The 22,782-nt window shown below is 67.4% G+C and carries 17 protein-coding genes and 2 tRNA genes; 3 read left to right on the top strand and 16 right to left on the bottom strand.

The genetic code is table 11. The features are described from left to right. Positions 1–79: 79 nt before the first annotated feature. From rne to clpX, 11 genes are all read right to left on the bottom strand, one after another. The gene (rne, locus tag H7J89_RS17645; protein WP_264045037.1) at positions 80–2,923 is read right to left on the bottom strand and encodes a ribonuclease E; all 2,844 of its coding nucleotides are present in this window, start codon (positions 2,921–2,923) and stop codon (positions 80–82) included. A gap of 330 nt (positions 2,924–3,253) precedes the next feature. After that, positions 3,254–3,664, bottom strand: a complete 411-nt coding sequence (gene ndk / locus H7J89_RS17640) for a nucleoside-diphosphate kinase (RefSeq protein WP_264045035.1) — start codon at positions 3,662–3,664, stop codon at positions 3,254–3,256. Between the two features lie 71 nt (positions 3,665–3,735). Further along, positions 3,736–4,086, bottom strand: a complete 351-nt coding sequence (locus H7J89_RS17635) for a DUF4233 domain-containing protein (RefSeq protein ID WP_264045033.1) — start codon at positions 4,084–4,086, stop codon at positions 3,736–3,738. Next, a complete protein-coding gene (folC, locus tag H7J89_RS17630; protein ID WP_264045031.1) occupies positions 4,083–5,528 on the bottom strand; it encodes a bifunctional tetrahydrofolate synthase/dihydrofolate synthase in 1,446 nt (481 codons plus the stop codon). The genes H7J89_RS17635 and folC overlap by 4 nt, the downstream gene beginning before the upstream one ends. 10 nt (positions 5,529–5,538) lie before the next feature. After that, positions 5,539–8,193: a valine--tRNA ligase gene (locus H7J89_RS17625; protein WP_264045029.1), complete on the bottom strand. Its 2,655-nt coding sequence runs from the start codon at positions 8,191–8,193 to the stop codon at positions 5,539–5,541. Between the two features lie 65 nt (positions 8,194–8,258). Further along, positions 8,259–9,515: a saccharopine dehydrogenase family protein gene (locus H7J89_RS17620; RefSeq protein ID WP_264045027.1), complete on the bottom strand. Its 1,257-nt coding sequence runs from the start codon at positions 9,513–9,515 to the stop codon at positions 8,259–8,261. Positions 9,516–9,594: 79 nt separating this feature from the next. Further along, the gene (locus H7J89_RS17615) at positions 9,595–10,113 is read right to left on the bottom strand and encodes a transglycosylase family protein (protein ID WP_264045025.1); all 519 of its coding nucleotides are present in this window, start codon (positions 10,111–10,113) and stop codon (positions 9,595–9,597) included. A 1,056-nt stretch (positions 10,114–11,169) separates the two neighbouring features. Next, the gene (mobA, locus tag H7J89_RS17610; RefSeq protein ID WP_264045023.1) at positions 11,170–11,775 is read right to left on the bottom strand and encodes a molybdenum cofactor guanylyltransferase; all 606 of its coding nucleotides are present in this window, start codon (positions 11,773–11,775) and stop codon (positions 11,170–11,172) included. Position 11,776: 1 nt separating this feature from the next. After that, entirely contained in the window at positions 11,777–12,868 is a 1,092-nt protein-coding gene (locus tag H7J89_RS17605; protein ID WP_264045021.1) for a 2-oxoacid:ferredoxin oxidoreductase subunit beta, read from the bottom strand. Then, positions 12,865–14,838, bottom strand: a complete 1,974-nt coding sequence (locus H7J89_RS17600) for a 2-oxoacid:acceptor oxidoreductase subunit alpha (protein ID WP_264045019.1) — start codon at positions 14,836–14,838, stop codon at positions 12,865–12,867. The genes H7J89_RS17605 and H7J89_RS17600 overlap by 4 nt, the downstream gene beginning before the upstream one ends. Before the next feature lie 295 nt (positions 14,839–15,133). Continuing rightward, positions 15,134–16,414 (bottom strand): ATP-dependent Clp protease ATP-binding subunit ClpX, encoded by a 1,281-nt coding sequence (clpX, locus tag H7J89_RS17595; protein ID WP_066958367.1) that lies wholly within the window; start codon positions 16,412–16,414, stop codon positions 15,134–15,136. Between the two features lie 319 nt (positions 16,415–16,733). On the opposite strand from clpX, the gene mmuM reads away from it, so the two are divergent. After that, complete coding sequence (gene mmuM / locus H7J89_RS17590) at positions 16,734–17,609, top strand: homocysteine S-methyltransferase (RefSeq protein WP_372513792.1); 876 nt, start codon at positions 16,734–16,736, stop codon at positions 17,607–17,609. Positions 17,610–17,618: 9 nt separating this feature from the next. Here the strand turns inward: mmuM and clpP2 are convergent, their stop codons facing one another. The 4 genes from clpP2 to H7J89_RS17570 form a co-directional block, all read right to left on the bottom strand. Beyond that, the gene (gene clpP2, locus H7J89_RS17585) at positions 17,619–18,263 is read right to left on the bottom strand and encodes an ATP-dependent CLP protease proteolytic subunit ClpP2 (RefSeq protein WP_067948328.1); all 645 of its coding nucleotides are present in this window, start codon (positions 18,261–18,263) and stop codon (positions 17,619–17,621) included. After that, on the bottom strand, positions 18,260–18,850 hold the full coding sequence (gene clpP1 / locus H7J89_RS17580) for an ATP-dependent CLP protease proteolytic subunit ClpP1 (protein ID WP_066958374.1): 591 nt from the start codon (positions 18,848–18,850) through the stop codon (positions 18,260–18,262). Before clpP1 ends, clpP2 begins: the two co-directional genes overlap by 4 nt. A 126-nt stretch (positions 18,851–18,976) precedes the next feature. Continuing rightward, on the bottom strand, positions 18,977–20,386 hold the full coding sequence (tig, locus tag H7J89_RS17575; RefSeq protein WP_264045016.1) for a trigger factor: 1,410 nt from the start codon (positions 20,384–20,386) through the stop codon (positions 18,977–18,979). Positions 20,387–20,452: 66 nt separating this feature from the next. Continuing rightward, a tRNA-Pro gene (locus tag H7J89_RS17570) sits at positions 20,453–20,529 on the bottom strand. Between the two features lie 148 nt (positions 20,530–20,677). On the opposite strand from H7J89_RS17570, the gene H7J89_RS17565 reads away from it, so the two are divergent. Together H7J89_RS17565 and H7J89_RS17560 are read left to right on the top strand one after the other, a co-directional pair. Further along, positions 20,678–20,748: transfer RNA gene (locus H7J89_RS17565), tRNA-Gly, on the top strand. A gap of 32 nt (positions 20,749–20,780) precedes the next feature. Then, the gene (locus tag H7J89_RS17560; protein ID WP_264045014.1) at positions 20,781–21,959 is read left to right on the top strand and encodes a serine hydrolase domain-containing protein; all 1,179 of its coding nucleotides are present in this window, start codon (positions 20,781–20,783) and stop codon (positions 21,957–21,959) included. A gap of 21 nt (positions 21,960–21,980) precedes the next feature. On the opposite strand, the gene H7J89_RS17555 is transcribed toward H7J89_RS17560, so the two are convergent. Then, a complete protein-coding gene (locus H7J89_RS17555; protein WP_264045012.1) occupies positions 21,981–22,781 on the bottom strand; it encodes an Fpg/Nei family DNA glycosylase in 801 nt (266 codons plus the stop codon). Position 22,782 lies beyond the last annotated feature (1 nt).

The following is a 22,782-nucleotide window of genomic DNA, read 5'->3' as shown; positions in this document are numbered from 1 at the left end:
GCCGGCCAACGTCCACCCGGCCTGACGACAACTGTCCTAGGGTACTTGACCAGCGGCTACAGGGTCAAACCGGTCCAGGTCAATCCGCGTGGATGGGCGGGCCCGCCGGTCTGCCTGCCGCGCGGCGCCGCCGCGGACGTCCAAAGCCCGGTCCGCCGTTGACGGACCCGTCGGAATCCTCGTCGGAATCGGAGTCATCGGAGTCATCGGAATCATCGGAGTCGGAATCGTCCTCGACGTCCAGGTCGTCGTCGTCCATCTCGAGGTCCTCGTCGTCCTCGCCGAGGTCTTCCTCGTCGTCGAGGTCCTCGTCGTCGTCGTCGAGATCGTCCTCGGAGTCCTCGTCGGTGTCTTCGTCGGTGTCTTCGTCAGACTCCTCGAAGTCCTCCTGGTCGGTGTCGTCCACGTCGGACAGGTCCCGTTGCTTCCGCTCGTCGAGCTCGTCGGTCGCTTCCTCGGCGGACTCGTCGGAGTCTTCGTCGTCACGGTCGGACTGCGCGGACCCGCCGGCGGCCATCGCCTTGAACATCGGGTGCTCGCCGGGAGCGTGCGCGGGCACCTTGGCCACCACCGGCTCCTCGGCCCCTTTCTTCTTGGAGCGCCTGCCGCGGCGACCACCGGACTCCGACTTGCGTCCGTTCGAGGGGGCCGAATCCACCGGGTCGGTGTGCAGCACGATCCCCCGGCCGCCGCAGTGGGTGCACGACGTCGAGAAGGCCTCGATCAGTCCGGTACCCAACCGTTTGCGGGTGAGCTGGACCAGACCCAGCGACGTCACCTCGGACACCTGATGGCGGGTGCGGTCGCGGGCCAGCGCCTCGGTGAGCCGCCGCAGCACCAGGTCGCGGTTGGACTCGAGGACCATGTCGATGAAGTCGATGACGACGATGCCGCCGATGTCACGCAGCCGGAGCTGGCGGACGATCTCCTCGGCGGCCTCCAGGTTGTTCTTGGTGACCGTCTGCTCGAGGTTGCCGCCGGACCCGGTGAACTTGCCGGTGTTGACATCGACCACCGTCATGGCCTCGGTCCGGTCGATCACCAGCGTGCCGCCCGAGGGCAGCCAGACCTTGCGCTCCATCGCCTTGGCGAGTTGCTCGTCGATGCGATGCACCGCGAAGACGTCGGGTCCCGGCTGACCGTCGGCGCCGCTGGGCGGTTCGTATTTGTTCAGCTTTGAAACCAGGTCGGGCGCAACGGAATTCACATAGTCGGTGATCGTCGTCCACGCCTCGTCGCCGGAGACGATGAGGCCGGCGAAGTCCTCGTTGAACAGGTCACGGATGACCTTGACCAGCACGTCGGGCTCTTCATAGAGCGCGACCGCCGCGCCGGCGGCCTTCTCGGTGATCTCGGCCGCCTTGGCCTCGATTTGCTTCCAGCGCTCCTGCAGCCGGGTGACGTCGCCGCGGATGTCGTCCTCTTTGACGCCCTCGGACGCGGTGCGGATGATCACCCCGGCATCGGACGGCACCACTTCGCGCAGGATTTCCTTGAGCCGCTGGCGTTCGGTGTCGGGCAGCTTGCGGCTGATCCCGGTCGACGACGCGCCCGGCACGTAGACCAGATACCGGCCGGCGAGCGACACCTGGGTGGTCAGCCGGGCGCCCTTGTGCCCGACGGGGTCCTTGCTGACCTGTACCACGACGTAGTCGCCCGGTTTGAGCGCCTGTTCGATCTTGCGGTCGGACCCGCCCAGGCCGGCGGCTTCCCAGTTGACCTCGCCGGCGTAGAGCACGCCGTTGCGGCCGCGGCCGATGTCGACGAACGCCGCCTCCATCGACGGCAGGACGTTCTGCACGATCCCGAGGTAGATGTTGCCCACCAGCGAGGCGGACGCGGCCGAGGTCACGAAGTGCTCGACGACGATGCCGTCCTCGAGCACGGCGATCTGGGTGTAGCGCGCCCCCTGATGCGGCGGCTCGGTGCGGACCCTGTCCCGCACGACCATGATCCGTTCGACGGCCTCGCGGCGCGCCAGGAACTCCGCTTCGCTCAGTACCGGCGGACGACGCCGTCCGGCGTCGCGGCCGTCACGGCGCCGCTGGCGCTTGGCCTCCAGCCGGGTGGACCCGTCGATGCCTTTGATCTCGGCGTTTGACGAGCCGTTTCCGCCATTGCCGCCGTTCTTCCCGCCGCGGGGCGGCCGCTCGTGCACCACCGTGTTCGGCGGGTCGTCGGAAGATGCGTTTTCATCACCGTCGTCGCCCGAGCCCGACTTGCGTCGCCGGCGCCTGCGGCGGCGGCGATTTCCGCCCTCCGCCGAACCGTCGTCACCGGTGTCGGAGTCATCGGATTCGTCGTCTTCGCCGTCGTCGTCCTCGGCGTCGGAGGAGTCGGCGTCTCCCGCCTTCTGGCCCCGTTGTTGCGGCTCGTCGTCGTCGCCCGAGTCGTTCTGGTTGTCGGGTCCGCCCTGCTCACCCCGGCCGCGGCCGCGCCCGCGACGACCCCGGCGGCGCCGCCGGTTGGCCGGTCGATCGGCCTGCTCGTCGTCTTCGTCGTCGGCGTCGGAATCGTCGGACTCGGCGTCGTCGTCGGCGTTGCCTTCGTCTTCCTCAGCGCTTACCGGCTGCGGCGCGACGAACAGCGGCATGTAATGCGGCCGCTCGACCGCCGTCTCCAACATCAGCCGGGATTCGGGTTCCTCGGCCGCGGCTTGGAGCTTCTCGCCGCCGGCTTCGGCATCCTCGGCGCCCCCCTCGGGCTGGGCGGCCAGCAGATCGCGTACCCGGACCGCGTCGTCACGGTCCACGGTGGAGTGCGCGCTGCGTATCCGTCCGTCCAGGGCGCTGAGCGCATCCAGCACCCGCTTACTGGTCGTTCCCAGCGTTCGGGCCAGCGAATGGACTCTCAGGCGGTCCGGCAGTTCGTCGTGCCGGGTCGGCTCTTCGGATGACTCTGCGGATGGTGCACCGTCTACCACGTATTCTCCTCAAGCCCCCGGGCGCGTCCTTGCGACGCGGCCACGCGAGGGCTTCGCTATGGGCCCGGCCAACTTCCCCCGGGCTTGTGATGGTCTCGCCCCGAGCGGTTCGCGGGGAATGCACTCGGCGCCGTGCTGAATGATGGCCTGACATGCCGCGCATCAACGCCGGGTGGCGATGATCGCGCTTGTCTAAGTCTTCATTCGAGTGTCCGAAGCCGGTCCGGCGACGTTCACCCTCCGTCAGTATCCCACATCACTCGGCGAGCCCCACAAACCCGTGAGCGAACGGCCCGTCAGCGGCGCGGCGCGGCCCCGTTAGCCGGGGCGCTACGCGTCGGGAAACCAGAGCGCGATTTCGCGCTTTGCGGACTCGATCGAATCGGAGCCATGCACGAGGTTGAACTGCGTCTCCAGCCCGAAATCCCCCCGGATCGTGCCGGGCGTGGCCTTCTCCACCGGGTCAGTTCCGCCCGCGAGCTGCCGAAACGCGGCGATCGCCCGCGGTCCTTCGACGATTGCCGCCACCACCGGGCCCGAGGTGATGAACTCCAGCAGCGAGCCGAAGAACGGCTTGCCCTCGTGCTCGGCGTAATGCTCGGCGGCCAGGTCCTCGCTGACGCGCCGGAGCTCCAGCGCGGCGATGACCAGACCCTTCCGCTCGATGCGGCCGATGATTTCCCCTACCAGCTGCCGCTCGACGCCATCCGGCTTGATCAGTACCAGTGTCCGTTCGGTCACGGCGCACAGCGTACAGAACCGGGCGGCGGTCGGTCGGGCGGCGAGTGCGGCGGGGCCCTTAGGGGCCGGCCCTAACGCTGGCGGCGCCGTACCTCAGCCCGGAAGTACGCGATCAACGCCCACAATCCGGTGAACAGCAACCCGATGATCCCGACGCCGGGGTACACGGCGAAGCCGGCGAGCAGGAGGACTTGAACACCCAGGTTCACCCAAATCGCCCAGGGTTTGCGCTGCACCCCGCCCAGCACGATGAGCAGCCCGGCCACGCTGACCAGGTAGCCCAGGGACACCGGCGTCAGTCCACCGCCGACGGCGCTGACCACCGGAATCGCGAGCAGCACCACGATCGCTTCGAGGAGCAGCGTGGCGGCCATCACCGCCCCGAAGCTCTTCCACGGGTCAGGCCGGTTCTGGTCGGTCATTCCGGGTCCCGACCGAACAGGGTCCGTGCCGCCCCCGCGGTGACGACCGAGCCGGTGATGACGATTCCCGCGCCGGAGAAGGCTTCGGGTTCCCCGTCCACCGTCGCGTCGTCGACCAGGGCGGTCGCGGCGTCGATGGCGTCGCGCAGGTTCTCGGCGGAAAACACCCGGTCGGGCCCGAACCGCTCGCCCGCCGCCAGCGCCAGCGACTCGACGTCCAGAGCCCGCGGCGACCCGTTGTGGGTCACCACGACGGCATCCAGAACCGGCTCGAGCGCCGCGAGGATGCCGTTGACGTCCTTATCGGCCAGCACGCTGAGCACACCGACCAGGTAGCGGAAGTCGAATTCGTCGCTCAGGGTCTGCGCCAGCGCGGCCGCACCGGCCGGGTTGTGCGCGGCGTCGATGAAGACGGTGGGCGCGCTGCGCATGCGTTCCAGCCGGCCGGGGCTGGTGACCGCGGCGAACCCGACCCGCACCGCCTCGACATCGAGTTGCCGCTGCGCCCCGGCGCCGAAGAACGCTTCCACCGCCGCCAGTGCCACGGCCGCGTTGTGCGCCTGGTGTTCGCCGTGTAGCGGAAGGTAGATGTCGGAATACACCCCGCCGAGGCCCTGCAGCTGCAGCACCTGCCCGCCGATCGCGACCCGACGCTCCAGAACCGCGAACTCCGAATCCTCGCGGGCCACCGCGGCGTCTGCCCGCACGGTCTGGGCCAGCAGCACTTCCATCGCTTCGGGCGCCTGGCGCGCGATGACGGCGACGGTGTCGGGTGCGCCTTCGGGAGCCTTCGTGATGATGCCGGCCTTCTCGGCGGCGATGCCGGCGAGGTCGTCGCCGAGGTATTCGACGTGGTCGATGCCGACCGGGGTGATCACCGCCACCGGGGCGTTGACGACGTTGGTGGCGTCCCACCGCCCGCCCATGCCGACCTCGATGACCGCGACGTCGACGGGCGCGTCTGCGAACGCGGCGAACGCCATGGCGGTCAGCACCTCGAACTTGCTCATCGCCGGGCCCCCGGCGGCCTGCGACTGCGCGTCGATCATCTGCACGAAGGGCTCGATCTCCCGATACGTCGCGACGTACTGCGCCGGGGTGATCGGCCGACCGTCGATCGCGATCCGCTCAACCGCCGACTGCAGGTGCGGGCTGGTGGTTCGCCCGGTACGACCGTGCAGCGCGGTCACCAGCGCGTCGACCATGCGCGCCACCGAGGTCTTGCCGTTGGTGCCGGCGATGTGGATCGACGGATAGGCCAGTTGCGGTGAGCCCAGCAAGTCCATCAGCGCGCTGATCCGGGTCAGGCTGGGCTCGATCTTCGTCTCCGGCCAGCGTTGGTCCAGCAGGTGTTCGACCTGTAGCAGGGAGGCGATCTCGTCCGGGGTGGGCGCGAGGCTGGTGACCTCGCCGCGCTCGGGCCAGTCGGGGGGCTCGGTCATCGAACACTCATCACAGCCCGGCCAGCCGCGCGTTGATGCGGTCGGTCTCCTCCTGCGCCACCCGCTGGCGGTCGCGGATCTTGTCGACGACCTTCTGCGGGGCCTTGGCCAGGAAGTCCTCGTTGGCCAATTTGGCGGTGGTCGACGCCAATTCCTTTTGCGCCGCGGCGAGGTCTTTCTCCAGTCGGCGGCGCTCGGCGGCGACATCGATGGTGCCCGAGGTGTCGAGCTCGACGACGACCGTGCTGTTCATGCCCGGACCGAGCCGCACCTCCAGCGACACCGACGGCTCGAACGCATCGCCCGGCGCGGTGAGCCAGGCCAGCGATGTCACCGCGGCCACCTGGGTGCTCAAATCGGCGCTGTCCATCCCGTTGAGCCGGGCCGGCACTTTCTGCCGATCGGCCAGGCCTTGATCGCTGCGGAACCGGCGGACCTCGGTGACCAACCTCTGCATGTCGCTGATCCGTTGAGTGGCAACCGGATCCAGGCCGATACCCGACGATTCCGGCCAGTCGGCGATCACCAGCGACTCCTGGTTGGTCAGGGCCTGCCACAACGCCTCGGTGAGGAACGGAATGACGGGGTGCAACAACCGCAGCAGCGTGTCCAGCACGGCGGCCAGCACGGCGGTGGTGTGTGCGTTCCCCTCGGCCAGCTGGGTTTTCGCCAATTCGACGTACCAGTCGCAGAATTCGTCCCACGCGAAGTGGTAGAGCGCCTCGCAGGCGCGGCTGAACTCGTACCCGTCCAGGGCCGAATCGACTTCGGCGCGAACCTCTTCCAGCCGTCCCAGGATCCAGCGGTCGGCATCGGTCAGCTCGTCCTGCGCAGGCAACGGTGCGACGTGCGCACCGTTGAGCAACGCGTAGCGGGTGGCGTTGAACAGCTTGGTACAGAAGTTCCGCGACGCCCGGACGGCGTCCTCGCCGACGGCCAGGTCGCCGCCGGGACTGGCGCCGCGGGCCAGCGTGAACCTCAGCGCGTCGGCCCCGAACGTGTCCAACCAGTCCAGGGGGTCGATGACGTTGCCCTTGGACTTACTCATCTTGCGTCCGAATTCGTCGCGGATCAGCCCATGCAGGAACACATCGCTGAACGGCACCTGTGGGCCGCGGCGACCGTCGAGTGTGATGGTGTCGTCGCCGCCGACGAAGGTGCCGAACATCATCATGCGGGCCACCCAGAAGAACAGGATGTCGTATCCGGTGACCAAGACGCTTGTCGGATAGAACTTTTCCAGCTCGGGGGTCTGTTCCGGCCAGCCCAGCGTGGAGAACGGCCACAAGGCCGAGGAGAACCAGGTGTCCAGCACGTCGGGGTCTTGTTCCCAGCCCTCCGGTGGCGTCTCATCGGCGCCGACGCACACCTGCTCCCCGTTGGGCCCGTACCAGATCGGGATGCGATGGCCCCACCACAGCTGCCGCGAGATGCACCAGTCGTGCATGTCGTCGACCCAGGCGAACCAGCGTGGCTCCAGGCTGGCGGGGTGAATCACGGTGTCCCCGTTGCGAACCGCATCACCGGCGGCCTTGGCCAGCGATTCCACCCGGACCCACCATTGCAGGGACAGCCGAGGCTCGATCGGCTCGCCGCTGCGTTCCGAATGCCCGACGCTGTGCAGGTATGGGCGCTTCTCCGCGACGACACGGCCTTCGGCGGCCAGCGCCTCGCGCACCGCGACCCGGGCCTCGAATCGGTCCATGCCGTCGAATTGCGTTCCGGTGTCGGCGATCCGGCCCTTGGTGTCCATGATCGAGAGCATCGGCAGTTGGTGCCGCAGGCCGATTTCGAAGTCGTTCGGATCGTGGGCGGGCGTGACTTTGACCGCGCCAGTGCCGAATTCGGGGTCCACGTGTTCGTCGGCGACGATGAGGAGCTGCCGGTCGACGAAGGGGTGCGGCAGGGTGGTGCCGACCAAATGGCGGTACCGCTCGTCCCCGGGGTGGACCGCGATGGCGGTGTCGCCGAGCATCGTCTCGACCCGCGTGGTCGCGACCACAATGTGGGGTTGCGAGTCGTCGAGCGAGCCGTAGCGGAACGACACCAGCTCGCCCTCGACCTCTTCGTAGTTGACTTCGATGTCGGAGAGCGCGGTTTCGAGCACGGGCGACCAATTGACCAACCGCTCGGCGCGGTAGATCAGGCCGGCGTCGTAGAGCCGCTTGAAGATGGTGCGCACCGCCCGCGACAGGCCCTCGTCCATGGTGAACCGGTCGCGGCTCCAGGCCACCCCGTCGCCGAGCCGGCGCATCTGGCCGCTGATCGCACCACCGGACTCGCGTTTCCAGTCCCAGACCTTTTCGACGAACAGCTCGCGGCCGAAGTCCTCTTTGGTCTTACCGTCGACCGCAAGCTGCTTTTCCACCACGCTTTGCGTCGCGATACCGGCGTGGTCCATGCCCGGCTGCCACAGCACCTCATAGCCCTGCATCCGTTTGCGGCGGGTCAGGGCATCCATCATGGTGTGTTCAAGCGCGTGGCCCATGTGCAGGCTGCCGGTCACGTTCGGCGGCGGCAGCACGATCGAGTATCCCGGTTTGGCACTCGTCGGGTCGGCCTCGAAGTAGCCCGCGTCGAGCCACTTCTGGTAGATCGCGCTTTCAGCGGCAGCGGGATCCCACGACTTGGGCAGGTCGGTGGCGGGGCTGCGGCTGGCGGTCACCCGTCAATTCTAGGGAGCGCCGTTTACCCCGCTGTAAGTGCCCAAATCGCAGGTGAGTTGGCTCACTATGCCAGTCGGTCGACGTGCAGCGTCACATCCGCGGCGGGGAACCGGGCCAGCAGCGCGTCACCCATGGCGGCCGCGGGAGTCAGGACGCCGCGCAGGTCGGAGAGCTTGTCACGGTCGAAAGCCAGGGCAAGGCCGCACTCGCCCAGCAGCACGGAGGTCGCCTTGTAGCCGGGGTCTCCGCGCTGCTCCATGCGCGCCACGTAGCGGGCGCCGGTGGTTGTCGTGGTGTAGGTCTCGATCTTGTAGTAGCCGCGCTCGCGCGCCGCCGCGCTGGGGCCGGTTCCGGGCTTCGGGATGACGCGCTCCACCAGCCGGCGCGGCAACAACTTGAAATAGCGGCTGCCCAATTCCATGCTCGCGTTGCCCACGCCGCTCAAGACGGCGGATCCCACCGGCGCCAAAGGCGATGACCCCAGGCTCATGCTCTCGGTGTATCGGAACCGCCGACCGTAGGCCCAGTCCAGTAACGCATTGCTGCGCCGGACGATTCGCGTGTTGGCCGGCGCCATCATGAATCCGCCGGTCCACAGCCCGGCCAGTTCGGGTGCGATCTCGCGACCACGACGCCAGGGTAAATCGGGCTGGCGGCCCAACTCTGGTTCGGCGGCGCGATCGCTGGTCAGCGTGTAGGGATCGGTCAACTGGCGACGGATGTCCGGATCCCCCGAGGCGGCTGCGAGAACTTCCAGCAGCGAAGCGATTGTGCCGCCGGACAGTCCACCGGAGAGGGAGCGCACCACGAAATCGGTCTGGGCAAGCTCACCCGCGCCGTCGTCGCGTGCCGCAAGGTACAGCGCATACACCGTGAGATCCGAGGGGACGGAATCGAATCCACACGCGTGCACGATGCGGGCACCGGTATCGGCGGCCTGCTTGTGGTACTGGTCGATGCTGTTGCGGATGAATGGCGGCTCGCCGGTCAGGTCGGCGTAGTCGGTGCCCGCCGCGGCGCACGCGGCGACCAGCGGCAGCCCGTAGCGGGTGTAGGGGCCGACCGTGGTGATGACGACCTGGGTGCGGGCCGCCATCTCATTTAGTGTCGACGGCGACGATGCGTCGGCGGCGACCAGCGGCCAGGCCTGAGCGGACTCACCCAGTGTGTCGCGGACGGCCCGCAAGCGGTCGGTGGATCTGCCGGCGAGCGCCACCCGCGTGCCAGGGGCGGACCGGGCCAGGTATTCGGCGGTCAACTTGCCGACGAAGCCGGTGGCCCCGTACAACACGATGTCGAATTCGCGCGGCGTTGCGCTCACGGGCCCGACGCTACCGGACCCGCAGATAAGTAGTGCCGGGCCTGTGGCCCGGCACTACTTACTACTGCGTTGTAGATCGTCAGCCGCGACGTCCGCAGACCGGCCATGCGCCGATGCCCTGCGAGTGCAGCACGTTCTCGGCCACCCGGATCTGCTCCTCACGGCTGGCGCCGGAGGGGGAACCCGACCCGCCGTTGGCGCGCCAGGTGCTCGGGGTGAACTGCAGGCCCCCGGAGAAGCCGTTACCGGTGCTGATCCCCCAGTTGCCACCCGACTCGCACTGCGCAATGGCGTCCCAGTTCACGCTGTACGCGTGGACCGGCGGAGGCGGCGGCGCCTCCGGGCCAGGAGGCGGCGGCAGGTTGGGGTCGAAGCCCGCGGGTGCCGGCGGCGGGGCGTCGGGTGCCGGGGGCGGCGGGGGCGCGTCCGGAGCCGGCGGGGCGTCCGGAGCCGGGGGCGGCGGGGGCGCGTCCGGAGCCGGGGCGGGCGCCATGTTGGGGTCGAAACCCATCGGCTCCGCAGTCGCGGTGGCCGACGGGATGGTCACGAGGGTGCCCGTGATCGCGGCAAGAACGAGCGTCTTACGGACGTTCTTCAATATCTTTCCTTTCGCGGTGCGCGCGCGCCAAAGCAAGCCCACGGGGGTGGGCTGGCGGTCTCTGGTTGGTGCGGAAACCTGCTTCGGAACGTGCCGACTTTTTTCGGCACGACAGCGGTGGGCTCGAATCGCCCGGCGGACTGCTGCCCGCCGGCCGCGGACTGGTCTTCGCCGTCCGCAGCCCCGCTCACACGCGGGTCCGTGATTCTGTTTTCAGTTACTCTTCCGTAACCCGTTGCGGGCTAACAGGGACCGTACGAGAACCAGCCGCGTTCGTCATCTTGGGTAAACGGCCATCTCGTTTCGGTAACGGGGTGATCACGGCGCAATACCGCCGCCATTTCAGCAGGTCAGCCCCGCGATTTCGAGAAGTACCCAACAATCGTGCGGCCTTTCAAATCGTGAGCCGAATCACGCCCATTTTGTGAAGTGGCGCACGTATTTGCGCTACCGCGTTTTGCCCGATTCGGGTCCCACGGACTCGGGTCCGCTGTCGCGAAGCAGCGCAGCCTACAACAAGTTACGTCGCTTCGCCGGGCGCCACGCCCGACCTCGTGAGCGAATTGTGTTGTGCTGCTGGCTAACTTGCATCATTCGAATAACGGGCGCGGACACCGGCGGGCGCCGCCCCGCCGGATGCGGCAGTAAGCTGAAAAATACACCCGCATAATGCTTTTCGGTCATAACGCGGCCCCGATCGGAGCCACCACCGCAGAGGGCGATCGCGCCGCCGAGCGCCCCCGGCACGCCGTCCAATTCGGCCGTGCCAATTTGCTCATGGGAACTGCGGTTTCGGTCGACGCCAGGTGCATAGACACTGCAGCTTCCGATGAATTTGGCTCGCAATGGACCCGAAACCTGCGGTGTGCCAACAGATCACGATTCGCCGCCATTGCATATTCCGTCAACGGCGAGTCGCTTAGCCGATATCGAAGCGAGGAGGAGCAACTCGTCGTATGTCGAATAGGCTTGCGCATTCTCGGACGTGGTCGGTGAACGAATTTACGCAGAATTTATCCGACGCGATTTCGCCGCGGCCGGCTCGCGAGATTGCCGTCAGCTGCGGGGCTGTGCGAGGGCGCGGAGCTCAGCGTCGGTGTTGACGTTGGTCAGCCACCGCGAATCCGACGTCACCACGCGCTGGGCGTCCGATGAGTCCACCAAAGCGCGCATTTTGCGCTCGCCGGCGGCCACCAACGCCTCGACACGGTCGGCCAGGTCCGTCCGGTACACCGCGGCGAGATAGTGGTCCTGGCCATCCCACGGCAGCACCACTTCCGCACCGGTCTCCAGCGCCCGGCGGGCGAGATCGTCGATGAGTTCGACGGCCAGGAACGGCATGTCGACGGCGCAGACGAAGGCGAGGCGGGCGCCGGCATCGGCGGCCGCGCGCAATGCCCGCCCCGTCGCCGGCAACGGGCCCAGGCCGCGCAGCTCGTCGCGCATGACCCGAGCGTGCAGTTCGGGCAATGGCTGCCCTTGGGCGGCCATGACAAGGACTGGGTCGCAACGCTGTTGGAGAATGCCGACGACGTGTTCGACCATCGTGGTTGCATCGGAGCCGGCGGATCCGGGGACGGGCAGGCTCGCTTTGTCGCGCCCCATCCGCTGTGATGCGCCGCCGGCGAGCACTACGCCGGCCAGTGAACTCGTTTCGCCCACGTCAGTCGACGGTCCAGGTGTCGCGCCCACGCAGCAGCGACTGCAGGGCGGCGTCGTCGAACGGCTTCGCGGCGCGGGCGGCCTGCACCTGCGAGCGCGCCGCGTCGTCGTAAGTGGGCCGGCTGACATCCCGGAAAATCCCGAGCACGGTGTGATCGAGATTCTGATCGGAGAGCCGCGACAGCGCGAAGGCGTAGGCAGAGTCGTCGGTGTGTGCGTCGTGCACCATGATCTCGTCGACGGACACGTCGGCGGTCTTGGCGAATTCGAGGCCGAAGCCGGACTTCACGACGCAGTACTCGCCGTCGGCGCCGAAGGTGATCGGCTCGCCGTGGCGGATGTTGATCACCCGTTCCTCGGCGCCCTCCTTGCGCAGCACGTCGAAGGAGCCGTCGTTGAAAATCGGGCAGTCCTGCAGGATTTCGACCACCGCGGCGCCGCGGTGCTCGGCGGCGGCGCGCAACACCTCGGACAGTCCGTTGCGGTCGGAGTCGAGGGCGCGGCCGACGAACGTCGCCTCGGCACCCAGCGCCAACGACACCGGATTGAACGGGTGGTCCAGCGATCCCATCGGGGTCGACTTGGTGACCTTGCCGACCTCCGACGTCGGCGAGTACTGGCCCTTGGTCAGCCCGTAGATCCGGTTGTTGAACAACAAGATCGTGATATTGACGTTGCGGCGCAGCGCGTGGATCAGGTGGTTGCCGCCGATCGACAACGCGTCGCCGTCGCCGGTGACCACCCACACCGAGAGGTCCTCGCGGGCCAGCGCCAGACCGGTCGCGATGGCCGGCGCACGCCCGTGGATCGAGTGAAATCCGTAGGTCTCCAAGTAATACGGGAACCGGCTCGAGCAACCGATGCCGCTGATGAACACGATGTTCTCGCGACGCAGCCCGAGCTCGGGCAGGAAGTTGCGGATGGTGTTGAGGATGACGTAGTCCCCACACCCGGGGCACCAACGGACCTCTTGGTCACTGGTGAAGTCCTTGCCCTTCTGCGGCTGGTCCGTGGTGGGCACACCGTCGTTCTTCTTCAGCCTCGGGGTCAGCCCAAGGTCGGTGCCCGCCAGATTTCCCATCAGGTCGGTCATTCGATAGCTCCCGCTCCAACCGTTGCTGCCGCCATTCTGGCGACCATCGTCTTGTCTTGCTCGATTTCGGCCAGCGTGCCGCCCTGCGCAGCGCGGATGACACGCCCGATCTCGTCGGCGAGGAACGCGACACCCTGAACCTTGCTGACCGATTGCACGTCGACCAGGTACTTGCCGCGAAGCAACAGGGCGAGCTGGCCCAGGTTCATCTCCGGGCACACCACCATCGGATAACGCCGCAACACATCGCCCAGGTTCGCCGGGAACGGGTTCAGGTAGCGCAGGTGGGCGTGCGCGACCTTGACGCCCTTGCGCCGCGCACGCCGGCAGGCTTCACCGATCGGGCCGTAGGAGCTGCCCCAGCCGATCAGCAGCAGCTCGGCGTCTCCGGTCGGGTCGTCGACCTCGAGATCGGGAACCGCGATGCCGTCAATCTTGGCCTGGCGCAACCGAACCATGAGGTCGTGGTTGACCGGCTCATAGGAGATGGCGCCCGAGCCGTTAGCCGCCTCGAGGCCACCGATCCGATGCTCGAGGCCCGGGGTGCCCGGCACGGCGAATTGGCGCGCGAGCGTCTCCGGATCGCGGTTGTACGGCTGGAACGGCTCGTCCGGCTTGGCGAACGTGTGCTTGATCGGCTGCAGCGTGCCGATGTCCGGAATGCGCCACGGCTCCGAGCCGTTGGCGATCGCGCCGTCGGACAACACGATCACGGGGGTGTGATAGGAGACCGCGATGCGCACCGCCTCGAGCGCGGTTTCGAAGCAGTCGGACGGCGAGCGTGGCGCCAGCACGGCAACCGGCGACTCCCCGTTGCGGCCGTACAACGCCTGCAGCAGGTCGGCCTGCTCGGTCTTGGTCGGCAGGCCGGTCGAGGGCCCGCCCCGCTGAACGTCGATGACCAGCAAGGGCAATTCGGTCATCACCGCGAGACCCAAAGCTTCCGACTTCAGCGAGATCCCGGGTCCCGACGTGCTCGTGACGCCCAGGGCACCGCCGTACGAGGCGCCGATTGCCGCGCAGATGCCGCCGATCTCGTCCTCGGCTTGGAAGGTGATGACGTTGAAGTTCTTGTGCTTGGACAGCTCGTGCAGGATGTCCGACGCCGGCGTGATCGGGTAGCTGCCGAGCACCACGGGAATGTCGGCTAGCTGACCCGCCGCGACGATGCCGTAGGCCATCGCGGTGTTGCCGGAGATCTGCCGGTATTCGCCAGAGGGCAAGGTCGCCCGCGAGACTTCATAGGTGGTGCCGAACGCCTCGGTCGTTTCGCCGTAGTTCCAGCCCGCCTTGAGCGCCAAGACGTTGGCCTCCGCGATGTCGGGCTTGCGGGCGAACTTCTCCCGGATGAACTTCTCGCTGGTCTCGATCGGGCGGCCGTACATCCACGACAGCAGACCCAGCGCGAACATATTCTTGGCGCGCTGGCCGTCCTTCTTCGACGCGCCGATCGCCTCGACGGCGCCCAGCGTCAGCGTGGTCATCGCGACGGAATGCACGACGTAGTCGGCCAACTCGTCGGACTCGAGGGGGTTCGTTACGTAGCCCACCTTGGTCAGGTTGCGCTTGGTGAACTCGTCGGAGTTGGCGATCACCATGCCGCCGCGCGGCAGGTCGCCCAGGTTGGCCTTGAGCGCCGCCGGGTTCATCGCGACGAGCACGTCGGGGCGGTCACCGGCGGTCAGGATGTCGTAGTCGGCGATTTGGATCTGGAAGGACGAGACCCCGGGCAGGGTGCCTGCGGGGGCGCGGATTTCCGCGGGATAGTTCGGCTGGGTCGCCAGGTCGTTTCCGAAAAGCGCTGCCTCCGAGGTGAACCGGTCACCGGTCAGCTGCATGCCGTCGCCGGAGTCGCCGGCGAATCGAATGACGACTTGTTCCAGACGTTGGCGGTCAGACCCGCCACCGGAAGGCGACCCGTTCGAGCCGTTGTGAGAATCAGACCCGGCTCCGCTGCCGTTCGGATCCACGTATCCGCCTTCCATTCGTCATCCGGATAGGCACTTCGCTGAAGCTTCAGGTTACGCGCTGTTCAAGCGAGTCCCGCGCCCTCGCGCTGTGTGTCACTGGTGGTACCAATTATGGCACTTCTTTAAGAGACTCTAAGACGAGAATGGCCGTCTCTAAACCATTACACGCAGCGGTTTTCACCTAAAACCGATGTCAGCCGGGGGACGGTGACGCCGACCAGCAAAAGTGTGGTATTGGTCACTCTTGCGCGGCGGCGGCCAATTCTCTGGGCGCCGTTTCCGGCCGCCGGGGGTGTCAGGCGCTCTTGTCGCGGCGCTCGGTGCGCGACGGCTTGCGGGGCACGATCGTCGGCAGCACGTTGTCCTGCACGGTCTCCTTGGTCACCACGACCTTGGCGACGTCGTCGCGGCTCGGGATGTCATACATCACCGGCAGCAGGACCTCTTCCATGATGGCGCGCAGACCCCGGGCGCCCGTGCCCCGGTGGATGGCCTGGTCAGCGATCGCCTCCAGCGCGTCGTCGGTGAATTCGAGCTCCACGCCGTCCATCTCGAACAGCCGGGTGTATTGCTTGACCAGAGCGTTCTTCGGCTCGGACAGGATCTTGACCAACGACTCCCGGTCCAGGTTGGTCACCGATGCGACCACCGGCAGCCGGCCGATGAACTCGGGAATCAGGCCGAACTTGATCAGGTCCTCGGGCATGACGTCGGAGAAGTGGTCGGTGGTGTCGATTTCGGCCTTCGAGCGGACCTCGGCGCCGAAGCCCAGGCCCCGCTTGCCGACGCGCTCGTAGATGATCTTCTCCAGGCCGGCGAACGCGCCCGCGACGATGAACAGCACGTTGGTGGTGTCGATCTGGATGAACTCTTGGTGCGGGTGCTTGCGGCCGCCCTGCGGGGGAACCGACGCCTGCGTGCCCTCCAGGATTTTCAGCAGCGCCTGCTGAACGCCCTCGCCGGAGACGTCGCGGGTGATCGACGGGTTCTCGCTCTTGCGGGCGATCTTGTCGACCTCGTCGATGTAGATGATTCCGGTCTCGGCGCGCTTGACGTCGTAGTCAGCGGCCTGAATGAGTTTGAGCAGAATGTTCTCGACGTCCTCACCGACGTAACCGGCTTCGGTCAGCGCGGTGGCGTCAGCGATGGCGAACGGCACGTTGAGCATCTTGGCGAGCGTCTGGGCCAGGTAGGTCTTGCCGCAGCCGGTGGGACCGAGCATCAGAATGTTGGACTTGGTCAGCTCAACCGGCTCGTGCCGGGAGTCGCGGCCCTTCTCCCCGGCCTGGATGCGCTTGTAGTGGTTGTAAACGGCGACGGCCAGCGTCCGCTTGGCGGTGTCCTGCCCGATGACGTAGCCCTCCAAGAACTCCCGGATCTCAACCGGCTTGGGGAGTTCATCGAGTTTGACGTCGTCGGCGTCGGCCAGCTCCTCTTCGATGATCTCGTTACAGAGGTCGATGCACTCGTCGCAGATGTACACACCGGGGCCAGCAATGAGCTTCTTGACCTGCTTCTGGCTCTTCCCGCAGAACGAGCACTTCAGCAGGTCACCGCCGTCTCCGATGCGCGCCATGGTGCTGAGGGCCTACTTCCTTTTCGCCGTTCGTCTTGCTGTCCGCATGTATGCCCCGACGCTACCCGCTAGATCGGGCCCGACGCGACCATTAAGGCCGAATCGCGTCGGTGGTATTCATGCTGTCCGTCTGCATGAAACATATAGCCAGACGGCGCCCGTCATTCGCGAAAGACGCGCTTTGCGTGTCTTTGGCGTGTCGCGGTCGTTACCCAACCGAGGCTGGTGCGCCGACCGATCCCCACTTCCGCTGGAGATGCCGACCCCGGTAGAGCACGGGCAGATCCCCAAGAAATCACCCTACAGTGGCCGGGTGGAATTGGCTCTGAACAGCGGGTCGGTCCTGATCAACGATGGCGGCCTGGCCACCGAGCTCGAAGCGCGCGGGCATGACCTTTCGGACCCGTTGTGGTCGGCGAGGTTACTGGCGGACGACCCGCACGAAATCGTCTCCGTTCACGACGCGTTTTATCGCGCCGGTGCCACGATCGCGACGACCGCCAGCTACCAGGCGTCGTTCGAGGGCTTCGCTTCCCGCGGGATCGACCGAGCCGAAACCGCCGGGCTGCTACGTCGCAGCGTCGAACTTGCGAAGACCGCGCGTGACCACGCGGGCGCGGGCGGGCTCGTCGCCGCCTCGGTCGGCCCGTACGGCGCCGCGCTGGCCGACGGATCGGAATACCGCGGACGCTACGGCCTGTCCGTGGCTGCTTTGCGGAGATGGCACCGACCCCGGCTGGAGATCCTGGCCGGCGCCGGCGCCGACGTGCTGGCGTGCGAGACCGTGCCCGACATCGACGAGGCCGAGGCGTTGGTCGATCTGGTCGGTTCGGTCGGCGCGCGGGCCTGGCTGAGCTACACCATCGACGGCAGCAGGACCCGGGCCGGGCAACCGCTGGCCGAGGCGTTCGCCGTCGCCGCCGGGGTGCGCGACATTGTCGCGATCGGCGTCAATTGCTGTGCACCCGGGGACGTGCTGCCGGCGATCGAGATCGCCTCGGCAATCGGCAAGCCGGTGATCGTCTACCCCAACAGCGGCGAGCGCTGGGACGGCCACAGCTGGGCGGGGCGGCGTTCGTTCTCCGCGCGGCTGGCCAGGCAGTGGGTGGCGGCCGGGGCACGCATCGTCGGCGGCTGCTGCCGGGTGGGGCCGGCGGACATCGCCGACGTCGCGGCCGCCTTGCGGACGGCGTGACCGACAGACCTACGCGTTCTGCGCGGAGAGCTTCCGGTATTCCAGGACGGTGTCGATGATCCCGTAGTCCTTTGCCTCTTCGGCGGTCAGGATCTTGTCCCGGTCGGTGTCCTTGCGGACCGTCGCGGCGTCCTTGCCGGTGTGGCGGGCCAACGTGGTCTCCATCAGCGTGCGCATCCGCTCGATCTCGGCGGCCTGGATCTCCAGGTCGGAGAACTGGCCCTGGATCACGCCCTGAAGCGACGGCTGGTGGATCAGCACCCGCGCGTTGGGCAGCGCCATCCGCTTGCCGGGAGTGCCCGCGGCCAGCAACACCGCCGCGGCAGAGGCCGCCTGGCCCAGGCACACCGTCTGGATGTCGGCGCGCACGTACTGCATGGTGTCGTAAATCGCCATCAGCGAGGTGAATCCGCCGCCGGGCGAGTTGATGTACATGGTGATGTCGCGGTCGGGGTCCAGCGACTCCAACACCAGCAGCTGCGCCATGATGTCGTTCGCCGAAGCGTCGTCCACCTGGACGCCGAGGAAGATGATGCGCTCTTCGAACAGCTTGTTGTAGGGGTTCGACTCCTTGACACCGAAGCTGGAGTGCTCGATGAACGACGGCAGGATGTAGCGCGCCTGCGGCTGGGTCTGAGGGTGCTGAGTACTCACTGGGCTTCTCCGTTGGTGATGTGGGCGGCGCGCGTGATGATGTGGTCGACGAACCCGTATTCCAGTGCTTCGGGGGCGGTGAACCAGCGGTCACGATCGGAATCGGCCTCGATGCGTTCGATCGACTGCCCGGTGAATTCCGCGTTCAGCCGGAACATCTCCTTCTTGATGACGTGGAACTGCTCGGCCTGGATGGCGATGTCGGCCGCGCTGCCCGTCACCCCGCCGAGCGGCTGGTGCATCAGGATGCGCGCGTGCGGCAGCGCGTAGCGCTTGCCCTTGGTGCCGGCCGCGAGCAGGAACTCGCCCATCGAGGCCGCCATGCCCATCGCGTAGGTGGCGATGTCGCAGGGTGCCAGCACCATGGTGTCGTAGATGGCCATGCCGGCGCTGATCGATCCGCCCGGTGAGTTGATGTACAGCGAGATGTCCTTGTCGGCATCCTCGGCGGCGAGCAGCAGGATCTGCGCGCACAGCCGGTTGGCGACCTCGTCGTTCACCTCCGAACCCAGGAAGATGATGCGCTCGGAGAGCAAGCGCTCATAGACCGAGTCCGTGAGGTTGAGCCCTTGCGAGGGCGAACGCATGTCAGACACGACTGGGTTACCTGCTTTCTCGAGTTCTTCTATGCACCGACACTAACCAACCGAGCCCACTGTTTCGCGGCCACGCTCCCCCTCAATTGGGCGCTTTCGCTCACAGCGTCAAACCGGTCACTCCGTTTCGTCGCCGGGGGCCTCAGCTTCGCCGGCGTCTTCGGCTTCCTCGGCCTCGCCTGTCGGCTCGGCATCGTCGGCCGACGAACGCTTGCCGAAGAACTCACTGGTGTCGATCGCGTTTCCATCGGTATCGGTGACCGTCGCCGCCCGCACCACCTCGGCGATGGTGAGCCCGCGTCGCACGTCGGCGAACATCGCCGGCAGCTGGTTGTTCTCCTGCAGGTAGCCCAACAGCTGCTGCGGCTCGATGCCGTATTGCCGCGACGTCGCGACCAGTCGTTCGGTCAAGTCGTCCTGGCCGACCTGGACCTCCAGCTCGTCGGCGAGCGCATCCAGCAGCAGCTGCCTCTTGACGTCCGTCTCCGCCGCGGTGCGCGTCTCGGTCTCGAACTCTTCGCGTGTCTTTCCCTGCCCGGCGAGCGCCTCTTCGAGCTTGGCTTCGTCGTGGTCGAGGCTGTGCAGCGCGTCGTGGAGCGAGCTGTCGACCTGCGCCTTGACGATCGCTTCCGGCAGCGGCACGTCGACCTGTTCGAGCAGGGTGTCCAGCGCTGCGTTGCGAATCTGGTCGGCCTGCTGGGCGCGCTTGACCCGCCCCACCTGGTCGCGCAGGCTCGACCGCAGCTCCTCGATGGTGTCGAACTCGCTGGCCAATTGGGCGAACTCGTCATCGGGCTCGGGGAGCTCCCGTTGCTTGATCGACTTGACCGTGACAGTCACCTGCGCGTCCTGCCCGGCGTGTTCACCGGCCGCCATCTGGGCGGTGAACTCCCGGGACTCATCGACGGACAGGCCGACCAGGGCGTCGTCGAGGCCGGCGATGAGCCGGCCCGACCCGACCTCGTGGGACAGTCCCTCCGCGGCGGCCCCCGGCACCTCTTCGCCGTTGATGGTGGCCGACAGGTCGATGGAGACGAAGTCGCCGATGGCCACCGGTCGGTCGACGCCGGTCAGGGTGCCGAACCGGGCGCGCAGCGACTGCAATTCGGCGTCGACGTCCTCGTCGCTGACGTCGATCGGGTCCACGGAGATCTTCAGCGCGCCGAGGTCCGGCAGCTCGATCTTGGGGCGGACGTCGACCTCGGCGGTGAACGCCAGCTCCTCGCCGTACTCCTTCTTCGTGACCTCGATCTCGGGCTGGCCGAGGGGCTGCACTTCCGAATCGACGACCGCCTGCCCGTACCGAGCGGGCAACGCCTCGTTGACGACCTGGTCGAGCAGGGCCTCCCGGCCGAACCGGGCCTCCAGCAACTTCGCCGGCGCCTTGCCCGGCCGGAAACCGGGAAGCCGCACCTGCTTGGCCAGCTCCCGGTAGGCGCGCTGGAAATCGGGCTCGAGTTCGGAGAACGGCACCTCCACATTGATGCGGACCCGGGTGGGGCTCAACTGCTCGACGGTGCTCTTCACGGGGGTGCTCCTCGGTGGTCGTTCCTGGCGTTCGGTGGGCCGTGTGCATGCGGCACGGGGTCGTGCTGGTCGGGGTGACAGGATTTGAACCTGCGGCCTTCCGCTCCCAAAGCGGATGCGCTACCAAGCTGCGCTACACCCCGCGCTGACCTCGATGATCCTAAGGCCCCTCACGTGCGGGTTGGCCACGGGCTTCGCGGCGACCTCGCGGACCCTCACGGAGCGATCACAAGACCGCGTCGATTAGATTTGATCTTCGTCGACAGCTACAGTCACGCTCGACTAGCACATGCGGGCGTAGCTCAATGGTAGAGCCCTAGTCTTCCAAACTAGCTACGCGGGTTCGATTCCCGTCGCCCGCTCGGGGTAAGGATCTGCTCCATAGAGAGGCGCCATGAGCGACGTCAAAATCCATGGCTCATGCGCGTCGGACTTCGTCGGAGTGCGCGACGCGTTCGAGCGCAACTTCACGCTGGGCGATGAAGTTGGCGCGGCCGTCGCTGCGTGGGTGGACGGGTCTCTCGTCGTCAATCTCTGGGGCGGCTGGGCCGACGCCGCCCGTACCCGGCCCTGGCAGCAGAACACCCTGACCACGGTGTTGTCCGGCACCAAAGGCCTGTCGGCCACCTGTGTCCACCAGCTGGCCGACCGCGGCGAGCTGGACCTGCGGGCCCCGGTGGCGCACTACTGGCCCGAGTTCGGGCAGGCGGGCAAACAAGACATCACGCTGGCGATGGTGATGAGCCACCGGTCCGGCGTGATCGGCCCCCGCACGCGGCTGCGCTGGGAAGACGTCGCCGACTGGGACTTCGTCTGCGCACAGCTGGCCGCCGCCGAACCTTACTGGGAGCCGGGCACCGCCCAGGGCTACCACATGACCACCTTCGGTTTCATCCTCGGCGAGGTGTTCCGCCGGGTCACGGGCCGGACGATCGGCCAGTACCTGCGCACCGAGATCGCCGAACCGTTCGGCGCCGACGTCCACATCGGGCTGTCCCTGCCCGATCAACGCCGCTGCGCCGAGCGGGTCAACAAGCCACACGCCCGCGACCTGCTGGCCGACGCGCAGGCGCCCGGCTACCCGGCCAGCCTGGCCGAGCACCCCAAGGCGGGGTTGTCGATCTCCATGGGGTTCGCCCCCGACGACGAGCTGGGCTCCCACGACCTGCAGCTGTGGCGCCAACTCGAGTTCCCCGGCACGAACGGGCAGGTGTCGGCCCTGGGATTGGCGACGTTCTACAACGCGCTCGCCCAGGAGAAGGTGCTCAGCCGCGAGCACATGGACCTGGTGCGGGAGTGCCAGGGCGGCCTGGAGACCGACTTGGTGCTCGGGCCACGGGTCGCCGATCACGGCTGGGGTTTGGGCTACATGCTCAACCAGCGGTGCGTCAACGGGCCCAACCCGCGGATCTTCGGTCACGGTGGCCTGGGCGGCTCTTTCGGGTTCGTCGATCTGGAACACCGGATCGGCTATGCGTATGTGATGAACCGTTTCGACGCCACCAAGGCCAACGCGGACCCGCGCAGCCTCGCCCTGAGCAACGAGGTTTACGCCGCGCTGGGCGTCACCTAGTTCGCCGACGGGCGCGGCGGGTCATTTCTGACAGCTGGGGCACCAGAACACGTTTCGCCCCTCCAACACGGCCGTGCGAATCGAATCTCCGCAGACCCGGCAGGCTTCTCCGGCGCGCCGGTAGACGTACGTCCGGGGCCGCCCGGCCCGGTACGACGGCGCTCCGTGGTCGTGCTCGGGCCGCACCACGATGATCTTGCCGCGGCGCAAGCCGACCTTCATCAGCGCCACCAGATCGGTCCAGGCCGCATCGAACTCCGCCTCGCCGATGTCCCGGCCGGGACGGAACGGGTCGACGCGGTGGCGGTAGAGCAGTTCGTTGCGGTAGACGTTGCCCACGCCGGCGATGATGGTCTGATCCATCAGCAGCGCGCCAATAGGTCTGCGGGACTTCGTGATTCGACTCCACGCCCAGGACGGATCGGCGTCGTTACGCAGCGGATCGGGACCGAGCTTGGCCAGCACGTCAGACACCTGGCCCTCGTCGATCACCTCGCAGACCGTGGGGCCCCGCAAGTCGGTGCCGTAGTCGGCGCCGACCATCCGCATCCGCACCTGCCCGACCGGGTCGGGCAGGACCGCGTCCGCGCGTGGCCATTCGGTGAAGGCACCGTAGAGGCCCAGGTGCACGTGCACGATCGGTCCGCCGTCATAGTGGTGGAACAGGTGTTTGCCCCAAGCGCTGGTGCGGCGCAGCACGCGGCCGTCCACCACGGCCGAATCGGCGAAGCGGCCCTGCGGGCTCGATACCGCGACGGGCGCCCCACCGAAGCGGCGCTGATGCAGCCGGGCCAGCCGGTGCAGGGTATGCCCTTCGGGCATG

The sequence above is a fragment of the Mycobacterium paraffinicum genome (assembly GCF_025822865.1).
Classification (GTDB): Bacteria; Actinomycetota; Actinomycetes; order Mycobacteriales; family Mycobacteriaceae; genus Mycobacterium; species Mycobacterium paraffinicum.
The sequence above is the reverse complement of the archived record's forward strand: the minus strand, read 5'-3'. Positions and strand labels throughout refer to the sequence as shown.